The 12,302-nt window shown below is 47.5% G+C and carries 9 protein-coding genes; 1 reads left to right on the forward strand and 8 read right to left on the reverse strand.

All coding sequences use genetic code 11. The annotated features are described in order from the left end of the window. Window positions 1-94: 94 nt before the first annotated feature. Together glpX and paiA are read right to left on the reverse strand one after the other, a co-directional pair. Window positions 95-1,177: a class II fructose-bisphosphatase gene (gene glpX / locus HF638_RS15145; protein ID WP_169480951.1), complete on the reverse strand. Its 1,083-nt coding sequence runs from the start codon at window positions 1,175-1,177 to the stop codon at window positions 95-97. Window positions 1,178-1,869: 692 nt separating this feature from the next. Then, window positions 1,870-2,388, reverse strand: a complete 519-nt coding sequence (gene paiA, locus HF638_RS15150; protein ID WP_169480952.1) for a spermidine/spermine N(1)-acetyltransferase — start codon at window positions 2,386-2,388, stop codon at window positions 1,870-1,872. Window positions 2,389-2,510: 122 nt separating this feature from the next. On the opposite strand from paiA, the gene HF638_RS15155 reads away from it, so the two are divergent. After that, window positions 2,511-3,155, forward strand: coding sequence for a YczE/YyaS/YitT family protein (locus HF638_RS15155; protein WP_169480953.1), 645 nt, complete (start codon window positions 2,511-2,513; stop codon window positions 3,153-3,155). Between the two features lie 82 nt (window positions 3,156-3,237). Here HF638_RS15155 and HF638_RS15160 read toward each other — a convergent pair whose 3' ends face one another. From HF638_RS15160 to HF638_RS15185, 6 genes are all read right to left on the reverse strand, one after another. Next, window positions 3,238-5,817, reverse strand: a complete 2,580-nt coding sequence (locus tag HF638_RS15160) for a glycosyl hydrolase (protein ID WP_169480954.1) — start codon at window positions 5,815-5,817, stop codon at window positions 3,238-3,240. Between the two features lie 363 nt (window positions 5,818-6,180). Next, complete coding sequence (locus HF638_RS15165; RefSeq protein WP_169480955.1) at window positions 6,181-6,699, reverse strand: (2Fe-2S)-binding protein; 519 nt, start codon at window positions 6,697-6,699, stop codon at window positions 6,181-6,183. Beyond that, on the reverse strand, window positions 6,696-9,158 hold the full coding sequence (locus tag HF638_RS15170; protein ID WP_169480956.1) for a molybdopterin cofactor-binding domain-containing protein: 2,463 nt from the start codon (window positions 9,156-9,158) through the stop codon (window positions 6,696-6,698). The genes HF638_RS15165 and HF638_RS15170 overlap by 4 nt, the downstream gene beginning before the upstream one ends. 33 nt (window positions 9,159-9,191) lie before the next feature. Then, complete coding sequence (locus tag HF638_RS15175; protein WP_169480957.1) at window positions 9,192-10,106, reverse strand: FAD binding domain-containing protein; 915 nt, start codon at window positions 10,104-10,106, stop codon at window positions 9,192-9,194. A 290-nt stretch (window positions 10,107-10,396) separates the two neighbouring features. After that, window positions 10,397-11,038 (reverse strand): nucleotidyltransferase family protein, encoded by a 642-nt coding sequence (locus HF638_RS15180; protein ID WP_169480958.1) that lies wholly within the window; start codon window positions 11,036-11,038, stop codon window positions 10,397-10,399. Next, complete coding sequence (locus HF638_RS15185; RefSeq protein WP_169480959.1) at window positions 11,010-12,284, reverse strand: XdhC family protein; 1,275 nt, start codon at window positions 12,282-12,284, stop codon at window positions 11,010-11,012. The genes HF638_RS15180 and HF638_RS15185 overlap by 29 nt, the downstream gene beginning before the upstream one ends. Between the last annotated feature and the right edge of the window lie 18 nt (window positions 12,285-12,302).

The raw sequence follows: 12,302 nt of genomic DNA on the forward strand, positions 1-12,302 counted from the left end.
CACGAAAATGCTTGGGTTGGAAGACCGCTCACGAATCTTTCGCAGAAGAACTGTCGCACTTGGTTTGACAATCCGTCCTACTAATAAGAACCAATCACAATGTCGTTGTTACGCCTTGATCAACGGAGGATTGACTAAATTCAGCCTGTTCCAACGTTTTTACATGACTCGGAATGCGGTCCGATGGTTCTGGCGTGGATTGCAGCTGTCTTACTTTGTGCAACACTTCTTTGTTCGGCAGGAAGTGTTGGGAACGAATGAATCGAATTGTTTTGGTTTTGGCACGCATAACAATCGAATCGGTCTCGGCCCGATCATCCGCAAGATAACGTACTCCTCCCAGAATCTCACCTGGCGTCACACCCGTTGCGGCAAAAATAACGTCCTCCGTGCCGATCATATCCTGCATCGTTAACACTTTGTAGGGATTATCGATCCCCATCTGCAGGCAGCGTTGGAATTCGTCCGCGTTGGCAGGCATCAGGCGACCTTGAATTTCGCCTCCAAGGCAGGACAATGCAGCTGCAGCCAGCACACCTTCCGGTGCTCCGCCAGACCCCACATACAGATCAATGCCCGCCTCCGGGAAGGCCGGTGCCATCGCACCCGCAACATCACCGTCACTGAGGAACTTGATCCGAACACCAACCTTGCGCAGAGTCTTGATTGTACTTTCGTGTCTCACACGATCCAGAATCATCACAGTGAGGTCCGAGATGTTTTTGTTCAATGCAGCAGCTGCTTTCTCCAGGGTGACTTCAACGGGCTCTTCAATGCTGACCTTGCCTACAAGCGCAGGGCCTACCGCCAGTTTCTCCATATACATGTCCGGTGCGTGGAGCAGGTTACCTTTTCCCGCCACTGCAATAACCGATAGAGCGTTGTTCAGTCCTTTGGCCACGATTTCTGTACCTTCGAGCGGGTCTACAGCCACGTCAACCTCAGGGCCCTCAGCGTTGCCCACTTCCTCGCCGATGTACAACATGGGTGCTTCATCCATTTCCCCTTCACCGATTACCACCGTGCCGCGAATAGACACGGAATCGAACATGGCGCGCATGGCCAAAGTAGCCGCTTCATCTGCACTGTTCTTATCGCCTCGTCCCATCCAGGGTGCTGAAGCTAACGCAGCCAATTCTGTTACTCTGACAATTTCCAACGCCAGTTCGCGTTCCATTTTTCCCACTTCCTTTCCAATTTCCAAAAGCATAACGTGAAAGCGGTACTAAATCCATCGCAAATCCATATGAAATTGATCTATAATCGGCGTAGAAGCGCCTTTCCGGCAATTAATCCCTTATTTATCCAATTCATATTTTGATTGATTTCACTTCTTTTTCGACTGGGTTTAACATTACAACCTGTCCACTTTTTCACCTTAAATATTAATTTAAATTCCCATTTACAATATAAAAATCCATATTATTTAACATCGTGAATTTAGACACCCATTTCATGCACAATAAGTTCTTTTAACATAAGGGATATACAGCTTTTAAGGTGATTATTAAGAAAGAAACCATCTCCGACTGACTACGAGCGAAAACGATTTTCGCTTGGCTCTACAAACCCAGAAATAAGCTAATAGATTGTAATGATATGTATTGAGATCAACCTGCCGCTTTCAATGTTATCAAGCTAAATTTGGATGTCATTTATGTATTAATCAGGCCTTTAGCTCTTACAAATGCCATAGATGCAGCTTATGATGGTCATCGAAAATAATAAGTTTACATAATATTTATTATGTATTAATTTCCCGCAATTTCTTCATTTTATGATTCATCGGTTCTGGCAAAAGATAAAAAAGCCCAAAAGAAATTCTGCATTCAGCATATTTTCGCTCAGGCTTTTCCCTCGATGATCCCGTTACAGTATCGTTTTGGTCATTATAAAATCAATCTGTTCCTCATCTCCCATAACAAAGGTATGGGCTCCGGTCTGAACAAATCCCATCTTTTCGTAAAATGCGATGGCATTTTCATTTTTCTCCCACACGCCTAACCAAATATTCCTTTTGTCATGTTCAATTGCCATCTCTATGGCTTTATGGAGCAGTACTTTACCAAGCCCATGTTTTTGGAACACTTTCTTAATGTACACCCGCTCGATCTCAAGGGATTCCTCCCCCATCTTCTCAGACTGAGCATCATTGATATTCACCTTCATGTACCCTGCCACTTTATGGTTGACGTAAATAAAAAGAAATTGTGAATCCGCAATGGAAAGTTCGGTCTCTAATTGTTCCAGACCAAACGCCTTTTCCAGATAAGCTTTCATATTTTCAGGTGAATTTTGCGCTTTAAATGTTTCATTAAACGTCTCATAACTAATCTCCTGCAGTTCACATACATGTTCAACCGTACATATCTCTATACGAATCGTCATCTATCATCACATTCCTTTAGCAAGTTAATTATTTGTTGCAAATGCAATAAAAAAGGATTACATTGAATCTAACTCAATTTTGTTGTATTTGCAACATAATATAAAAGAAGAGGTTGAATGATTTGAAATATGTGCTTTTTGTCTCAGGTATTCTCATCTTAACGCTTGGTATTTCCCTTACCATTCAATCTGAACTGGGGACCTCACCGTTTGACGCACTTCTGGTAGGGCTGTCCCATCATGTAGGGCTAAGTGTAGGAAGCTGGGAAGTCATCATTGCTTTCCTATTAATAGGATGCAATGCGCTTTTGAAGCAGCAAAAACCCGAGTTTCTGGGGCTCGTCACCGCATTCATTACAGGTGTGGGGATCGATATATGGCTTTATGTATCTCATTCTTTGATCACACCCGAAGTTTGGTACAGCCAATTAATAACTTTTGTCATTGGTTTAGTGATCATAAGTATCGGCACGGCCATCTATTTACAGACCAATTTCGCACCCATTCCGATTGACCGCTTAACATTAATTCTGCACGAAATCACTCAAACTCCATTATTTATATCGAGAACATTGATTTACTTTGTATTTTTGATCCTGGCGTTTCTGCTCGGTGGGCCGATTGGGCTTGGAACATTGCTAACCGTATGTTGTGCAGGTCTGCTCCTTCAGTTCATCATGGGGCATACGAAAAAGATAATAGATCGCATATTAACAGACAAGGATACATCCACACATACTACACGTGAAAAAGAACATTCCGTCTAATCGCGGTGTATACCGTCTACACAATAAAAGGCTGAATCAGAGGTCCAACCCCTGATCCAGCCCATCAACCGTTCATTCTTCCTTACGGCTCAATTCCCCATACCAACTGACCATTCACATACCCGGTAACCTTATCATGGTTTGCGAACTGACTACCGGATGCCTTGAACGAGTAATCGTTAGTCTGAGTATAATTCGTCCAATTGTTTTTGGAAAAACGAGCTTGAAGCTCAGCGCTCTGGCCTGCATTCAGCGTTCCCGCAGCATTTGTAAAGCCCACTTCAAGATAATGATCGGCTCCGGCAACTGGAGTCGCCAGTTTAACGAAATTGCTGGTTACATTCGCACTGCCCATACTGGCCCAGTCGGACCAGAAACTCTGAGCTTCTTCCCCGTCGATCGTATAGTAATACCGGAGTTTTACATCACTCAACGAGATGGTCGAATTACCAGAGTTGACCAATTTGAATTTGGGTGAGATTCCGTTGGTCGATGCACTTGTATTGCCGTTAAAAGCTTGAATCGTCAAATCCCCTGCTGGCACAGTAACCGTGCTATCTACCACGTTCACCGTAAGCACAGCGTTATTTCCTCCATTGAAGTGAAAGGTCAATACATTCTGGCCCAAGGGCAGCGTAGCGAGGTAGGATTTGTTCAAAACAACAGCAGAGCTGGACGCTGTATAATTCTGACCTGATACAAGCGTAACATTCCCCTTCGTGATGCTTGTGAGCTGACGGCCATTTAAGGTGAGAGATACACTAATATCCTGCGCGGGATTCGTCGCTTTATCAAATGTTGCATTCACAGGAGAAATCGAAGCATTCGTACTCGGTGTTGAATCCACAATTTTGACTTTTAACACAGGGTCCTGACCTTGATTAAAATCCAGCACAATCGAATGTTCGCCAACTGGCAGAGTTGCCAGGTAAGCTTTTTTCAGCAGCAATGTGCTTCCGTTCAAGGTATAGTCCGTCGTTGCGGTCAACGCATTGGTGCCTGCCCGAAGAGCAGTCAGCGTATTTCCGTTCGCATTTACCGTTACGGTTTTATCGCTTTGAATGGGTGTGTATTTGTCAAATTCAACATTTACAGGTGTGATGGATGCACTGGGGTTGGGATTGTTTACCTTTAGATTCGGCAGTTCATCCAACGTAATGACATAATCGCTTTGATAAAGCGTTTTCAAAGTTGCCGGGTAGTTAAAAGCAGAACTCATCAGATGCTCGCCATACCAAGGGCAGAAGTACAGCCATCCTGATTTCTCCTCTGTAAGATTCTTCACGCTTGGAATCGTGTCGTTCTCCGTCATGGCAACCATTTTCGTACCACCTGTCAATTCAACAAGCTTATAGAAAATCGAGGTAATCGCATCCTCATTCGGTACGCCAGATAAACCGTCATAACGGTTGTAGATCGTATTGTATTTATCATATCCGACAAGATCTACCTGATCATCGCCCGGATACCAGGCAGGAGAAGTACTGTATACGTAGCTGTTGTAGGTCCAGATCAGATTATGCAAGCCATACGTCTCGGTCAGTTCGGTATAAAGCAGATCCCATAGCTCTTTGTACACTTCTGCGCCTGCCGAAGCCCACCAGAACCATGCACCTTCCCCGTTCAGCCCGCCGTTGCCTTCTGCTTCATGATACGGACGGAACAGCACTGGCACATCGTTATCTTGCAAAATCAGCAATTGTTCTGCCAGATCCTCGATGGTCATCATCACGTATTGATACTCTTTCGTACCGGGAATTACCGCATTCGCTGTATTAAAATTCGTTTCTGTTGGCTTGTAGGTAGCTTCTTTCCAATCGACAAAGTCCCCAAGCTCATACGTATTGAAATTACGAGGCACATTGATATGCCAGGAAGCTGTTGCAATGCCTTCACGGTTATTCACCCAATCAATCATGCGATCGGTTGTACCGTCCTCCCAACCATACAACGGATTATAGTTCATCAAGTCAAAACCACGGATAGCCGGATACTTTCCGGTAAGATCATGAATCCACTCGAATTCAAGCTCTGTATCTCCGTCATTTCCTCCTCCATAGATCTCTTGCTGACCTGAGATGATGTTGTTTCCGTATACATCTGTTAAATAATTCATCAAAATTTGAGTTTCCGGTGTAGCTTCTGGATCAGTCAGAACTGGCTGCACATTCAGGGGATCCAGATCAGCATGATCCACTGTGAACGTGTCAAAATAAGCGAAGCCCCAACCCGCCTTTAGCTCGATGGTGTTGGCACCCTGATTCAGCTTATGGAAGCCAAAATCAAAGTCCGACCACGTTGTCGTGTAAGGCAGCATGTATGCCCCCTTGGTAACTCCGTTCACGTTTAAATTTTGAGACCTTCCGTCCGCACTGAGCTCCTGCATATATCGTGTGGAGATCGCGTACATGCCGGTTTCCGGGACAGTAACGGTGAAAGTTAGTGTGCCAGAGTTCTGCATCCAGACAAATCCGGTCCCTGAGAATCCGGGCTTCGGTTGTCCATAGATTGAAGTGACCACTTGAAGATCCGGGGTGAGCTGCGCATTTTCGCTTTCGATGGTGAACAGTGGTGTGTCTGCATGAACGGGCGCTGTCATTAATCCAAGAAGTAGGGCCAATGCCAGCATCATTGCGGTTGCCTTTTTGAGCAAATTTTTCATCAATTCCATCTTCCTTCCCAAGTGAAATATGATAATGAAATGTCAATGAACCCATTCATGATGGCGCTTTCATATTAAACATAGCATGTGCATCAATTTTTGTAAATATATGGTGAATACAAATGTTAAAACTTCTTTTATACCAGCCTTTTAAACATCTATCCTCCTTTCTCTCACCCGACTTGATGATTGACGAAAACGGTTCATTATCTAATCAAATTAGCGTATGAAACTTCATTTCACATTAGATGTGTATCTGGCAGAAAACCTGATAAACAACAAAAAAAAGCATTCCTGTTCGAATGCTTTTTCAAGTACGTTTCTTCAATTGCCCTCGTTTATGTCTGCGGCCTGCGTCCCGGCTCAACTTACGGTTTCCTCGGTAGATGTTTCCGTGAGCGCACAACGTTCCCCTGCTTTGCGTACCGCCCGAATAATCCCCCCGTATCCGGTACATCGACATAGATTCCCGCACAGTCCTGTTTCAATCTGATCTTGTGAAGGCTCAGGATGTGCATCCAGCAATGCCTTGGTTGAGATCACCATGCCCGGAGTACAGTAGCCGCACTGGAAACCACCTTCCTCCACAAAAGCCTGTTGAATCGGATGCAGAGTACCTTTCTCTTCGCCGTGCAGACCTTCAATGGTCGTAATATCACTGCCTTCACATTGATAAGCCATAACAAGACAGGAATTCACGGGCTCTCCATCGATTAGAACCATACATGCGCCGCAGCGACCGACTTCGCACGATACTTTGGTACCCGTTAGTTGTAAATGAGTTCGAAGCACATCGACAAGTCGGGTCGTTTGCGCGATCTCCAGATGTTTCTGTTCGCCATTTACAACGGCTGTCCAGTGGTTTTCAAGCGGTTTACTCATGATGGACTCACTCCTTCCTGCAAAGGTACATTTAAAGGTCTGACCAGTTGTTCTCTCTGTACAGGAAGACGGTTGACCCTCACGCCTGTCGCCTGATGAATTGCGGCTGTAATGGCCGGCGCAAGCGCTACGGAACCAATCTCACCAATGCCTCTCGGACCAAATGAATCACCTTCGGGCAAGTCTTCAATAGCCTCAACCTCCAGATTGGTATGAATATCCCGAATGGTTGGGATCAGATACGTATCGAGGTTGGTAGTTACATAGCGGCTGTCCTGCATAACCGCATCCTCGGTCAACGTAAATCCAAGGGCCATGACACTGCCGCCTTCAATCTGTCCAATGTAACCCATGGGGTTGATAACCGGGCCTGCCGCCACAACATGGCGTGTATCGAGTAGCTTGGTTTCCCCGGTTAAGGTATTCACTTCCACCTCTGCCGCAACCGCCGCGTACGTATACAAATAATGCCCGCCTACCACATTGTCCGGCGTAGTAGGGTAATCGAACTTTGTATCGAAAATCCATTCATCAGCTTCACCCCGTAGCGCGAGTTCAGCATACGAGACCACAAAGCCTGATGGGGCTTCCAATTTCGCCTGGTATTGAGATACGCCTGAATAACTTTCAGCAATTTGAGCACTTTCAGTCCCTCCAGCAACGATCTCAGCCACTTCAGTTCTTTCAGCCTTCTCGCTCTTTCCTGTCTTTTGCACATCTGTTTCTAGTTCTGAAGTGTCGGCAGGAAGCTGGCCTGTGTGCCATATACCACCAGGTCCTGTTACCAGTTCATCCGCCGGAATGCCCGACATTTCAGACGCGACAGCGAGAGCACGGGAACGAAACGGAGTCTGCAACCGCTGCAGAGCCATCCATGCCATCGTTGTTGAACGCGAAGCGGTACTTGAACCGCTGTGTGGCACACGGTCCGTGTCTCCAATGATGATACTGAGATCCGATGTACTGCATTGGAACAGATCACATAACATAATTTCCAGTGTTGCAACGAGCCCCTGGCCAAATTCCTCGTAGCTGAACGCCACCTCAATCTTGCCTTCGTTATTCAGGGACAGACGGCCTCCCGCAGGGTCCGGAATGCCGTAACCCAGCCCTGCACCATGCATGGCGATGGCTGCTCCGACTCCGCGTTTGATCCACGGAGGAAGAGCAGGATCTGCCGGAGGGTGCTGATGTTTTTGCCACAGTTCGGAGCGATCCAATGCCTCCCATACTTGGGACAGTCCATCCGTGACCAAAATCCGTTGATTCAGCGGTCCGGGATCATTCTTTTCCCGCATATTGCGCCTGCGGAACTCCCAAGGGTCCATGTTCATGATTTCTGCAAGCCGATCCATCTGGCCTTCCATGGCAAAAATAGCCTGGTTTCCGCCAAATCCGCGAAACTCACCTGACAGCCCATTATTCGTATACACAGACACACCTTCCACATCTACATTCGGAATGGCGTAGGGTCCAAGGCAATGCTCGGTACAGAAGTTCAGCACCGGTGCGCCAAGTGTGGCATACGCTCCCGTATCGGCTGTAATGCGGACACGATGCGCCTGTATGATGCCTTCTCGACTCATGCCGGTCTGCATTTCAATTTTCATTGGATGCCGTTTCAGCCCTGCACGCACGGATTCTTTGCGCGAATTATGCATTTTCACAGGACGTCCGCATCTTAAGGCCAGCAATGCACCATAGGGCTGTACGTTGAGTTCATCTTTTCCACCAAATGAACCACCAATCGGTGAAGACACCACCCGGATATCTTCTTCAGGACAGCCAATAATGCGTGCAAGCTGCATCCGGTCTTTATATCCATGTTGCGTTGCCGCGTATACATTCAGCCTTCCTTCTTCATCTGGGACAAACATGCCACCTTCTGTCTCCATGTAAGCATGCATCTGGCGAGGCGTATAATACGTCTCTGTCACGATATGATCACACGTGGCAAAGGCTTGCTCGGCATCTCCACGTTTGATCTCCGTGCGATGCAGCACATTACCTGGACCATGCTCATGCAGCTCTGGTGCGCCGGGGGCCAAGGCAGCGTCTGTACTATCCAGCGGCGTGAGTTCCTCATACACTACCCGGATCGTATCCAGCGCAAGTGCCGCACGTTCCGGGGAATCCGCAGCAACCGCTGCAATGGCGTCACCGACATAACGTACCATATTCTCGCAGAACACTGGCTGATCCGGGGTCGCAATACCAAAACGATTCAGTCCAGGCACATCTTTGGAGGTCAGAACCGCATAGACACCTTCCAACGCCTCAGCTTCCGAAGTATCTATAGACAATAGACGAGCATAAGGATATACGCTTCGTAATACTCTGCCATGAATCATGTCAGGTAGCGTCATATCTGTCAGATATTGAAGCTGCCCTGTTACTTTGGGTGCCCCATCTGGCCGCAGGTGCCAGCGTTTCCCGCTCTGTTCCCGATTCAGTAGCATGATCCTTCTCCCCCTTTGTTTGATCCCATTCTTCTATTCGTGAAGTGCCTCCCATAGCCCGGCGCCAAGCATGTTGCCTGCGGTCTGCTTGCGATAATGTTCTGTTGCAAATGCATCGCTATAAGTCATAAATTCGCTAGCTACAGTGGCTCCGAGAGTCGCGGCTTGCATGACAGAAGCTTCGCTACCAAGAAGCTGTTGTTCTGACTCCAGAAGTCGCATCGCCATGCCTGAGCCCCCGCCAGCCGCAATCGCAATCTTGGTCCAGCGGTTATCCGAGTCAATCTCTCCATACAACGCAACCGTCACCAGCGATGCACTGAACGTCTCCCGTCGACCCAGCTTGCGATAAAAGGAAACTTCTCGTGCAGCAGGTCTGTACTCACCTTCCACATCAAGCTTAGAGGACGGTCTCATCGGAATATGAATCGAGATTAATACGTCCCCTGGATTACGGCTGCCATCCCGTCCACCCTGAAGCCAGGAAGACACACTGCGGATCTCGATGCCGCTGTCAGTCAACCAGTGCAGCTCCGCATCATGTACAAGTAAAGCAGTCAGTGTGTCACCCACTCCGGATACAACATTCCCGCCAATGGTTGCCACATTTCGAATGGAAGGAGCAGCAATTGCATTCACCGCTTCTTGCAGGATCGGCAGTTGATGCAGCAATGCTTGTGAAGCACATTCCTTTAATCGCGTCATGGCTCCAATGACCAGCTCATCTCCACGAATAGATACACCGCTCATTTCAGGAATACGACCCAGACTAATCATGTGTTCAGGCGCTGGAATCAAGCCACCTTCCCACTGGGTTCGCAGCAATGTTCCACCTGCCGTAAAACAACATATTCCCTTCAGTCTACTTCTCAACGTTTGCAGTTCTTGCAGATTCTCAGGCTGCCATACCGATGGCATGGCTCCAGAACCGTATGCCGGTATTACCATCGCTGCATCCCCTTTCTCTCTCTTCCATGGGCAGGAAATTCAACCGTCTGATCCAGATAATTCTTCAAATCATATGAGAGTTCAGCAACAACGTCAATTCCCTTCACATCGTTTTGGATAAATGTATAAAACCTGCGTTCCATTTGTGCTTGATGCATCATGATCTAACGAAAGCTAACACAGGCTCTCTTTCACCACACGTTAAAAGGAGACAAATAGGCCAACCAGACTGTCTGGCTGACCTGATCATGTTATTAAATTATACATAGTTAATAATCTTCTCCTGTTATTTAGTCTGTCTGCTCCGACTCGTATACATGATTCAGAATGCGTTCCAATTCCGGCTCTGTATCCGCATCCCAGAAACTAGTCTCAGACAGTGGTACATGTACACCTGAATAGTTAGCGCTGCGCATAATCTTACGTGCCCCCTCATCTCCATGCAAGGACAACAGAGGGCCGAACATATGGGAGCGAAAAGCAACAGGCGGCTTACCTCCCTCACCGTCGGTAGCTGCAACAAAGTCACTCAGCCTGTGGGTAGCCAATGCTGTGCTCACCCGATTGATATCCTGCGCTTTTAATAAAGGCTGATCACCCAGTAACATGAGAATGCCCTCCGGTTTGTATTCCATCGCAGACAATACGCCAGAATGAAGAGAATTGGCCATACCGCAGGCATAGTCAGCACAGACCACAATTCGAAGTCTCGCTGTGGGATGATAGGCATACGTGGCAGAATCAAACCATTTTACAGGTAGCCATGCCAACGAATCTTCCGGTTTGACCACACAGACCACTTGATTCAACTCCGAATTCAGCGCAGCTTCCAATGACCATGCAGCCAGCGACCTTCCATCAGGCATGACAACCGAGAGTTTATCTCGACCAAGACGACGACTCTTACCTGCTGCCAGAACTATGCCCGTCATTCGCATGCGCAACGCTCCCCTTCTGCACCTCGGAACTCAAGGAGGAGACCTTATGTTTACATGCGATCAATTCAGCTGCAATGCTGATGGCGATCTCTTCGGGACCTTCTGCCCCGATACCCAAACCAACGGGAGAATGCACATATTTCATCGGTGGTAAGCCATCCAGCAGACGGACTGTACGTGTTTTGGAACCCATGATGCCAAGATACGCATACTCACAGTCCACTACCATCTCCAGCAATTCACGTTCGCGTGGAAAATTGTGACTCATCAAAATTAAATAATCTCCTTTGTTCATGTTTAACAAAGGCATAATCTCCCGCGGGAAGCCCATCACGAGTTCGGTTTCAGGGAACCGTTCCGAGTTGATTAGGGACTCTCGCCAATCGGCTACCACCACACGAAATCCTGCTGATCGGGCGAGTCTGACAACAGGAATAACATCATTCCCGGCTCCGATGATAATCAGGCGAGGTTTAGGCGTATACAGCGAAGTGAGTTGCTTCGGGAGGTCCCAGGGATTCGTCGATACCGCATCGTTTGTCGATATTTCAGCCTCAGAGGTATGTTGTGAATCAGCGGATAGTTGGGAAGAGTGAGAACCGTTGGACGCAGCAGGTACCACTTCAGGCACAAGCGTAAGACGAAGTATATTCGGAGAATGTTGTGTGGAAGCCATATTTTTATTCCTGGCCACCCCTACGTTGTACTGTTCATCAACCTGAAATGGTGCTAGATTATGATTCTTCACGCGATCATGAGAAGGGACGAGCGAAGGACGCAAGACTGGATGGTACCCCTTTTCCATAGGCTCAGTCCGTCTCCAGTCATATTCAACCTTCGTATAATCATCTTGGAATGTTCGGGTTAATGCTGTTGTAGCCCCGGATTGCAAACACTCATGCATCTTCTGCAACGTATCTCGGAGTTCACCACACACAGGTTCAAGCAACACAACAACGAGTCCGCCGCAGCCAATCGTCTCCCCCCAGGACAGATCATCCTCGGGACGCATGTCGTACTCCGCAAATTCCATCTGCTTCGTATCCAGCACATGGCTCACCCGGGCCTGAAGATCACTCTCCAGACATCCCGGACTGATACTACCAACCATTTTTCCATCCTCAGTCAACAACATAGAGACTCCCTGCTTACGGTAAGCATGACCCTCTACCTTGATCGCTGTTGCGAGCACGCAGCGCGTTTCACGGGCTGCGATTGCACACAGATCATGCATTTCCATATCGGTCTCCATCCTTTC

Source organism: Paenibacillus sp. SZ31, assembly GCF_012912005.1.
Classification (GTDB): Bacteria; Bacillota; Bacilli; order Paenibacillales; family Paenibacillaceae; genus Paenibacillus.

What these genes read in the sequence shown, in the direction of transcription:
- HF638_RS15180 (WP_169480958.1), bottom strand. Translation starts at nt 11,038, where the DNA reads ATGACGGGCATAGTTCTGGCAGCAGGTAAGAGTCGTCGTCTTGGTCGA.
- HF638_RS15170 (WP_169480956.1), bottom strand. Translation starts at nt 9,158, where the DNA reads ATGCTACTGAATCGGGAACAGAGCGGGAAACGCTGGCACCTGCGGCCA.
- glpX (WP_169480951.1), bottom strand. Translation starts at nt 1,177, where the DNA reads ATGGAACGCGAACTGGCGTTGGAAATTGTCAGAGTAACAGAATTGGCT.
- HF638_RS15185 (WP_169480959.1), bottom strand. Translation starts at nt 12,284, where the DNA reads ATGGAAATGCATGATCTGTGTGCAATCGCAGCCCGTGAAACGCGCTGC.
- HF638_RS15160 (WP_169480954.1), bottom strand. Translation starts at nt 5,817, where the DNA reads ATGAAAAATTTGCTCAAAAAGGCAACCGCAATGATGCTGGCATTGGCC.
- HF638_RS15165 (WP_169480955.1), bottom strand. Translation starts at nt 6,699, where the DNA reads ATGAGTAAACCGCTTGAAAACCACTGGACAGCCGTTGTAAATGGCGAA.
- HF638_RS15175 (WP_169480957.1), bottom strand. Translation starts at nt 10,106, where the DNA reads ATGGTAATACCGGCATACGGTTCTGGAGCCATGCCATCGGTATGGCAG.
- paiA (WP_169480952.1), bottom strand. Translation starts at nt 2,388, where the DNA reads ATGACGATTCGTATAGAGATATGTACGGTTGAACATGTATGTGAACTG.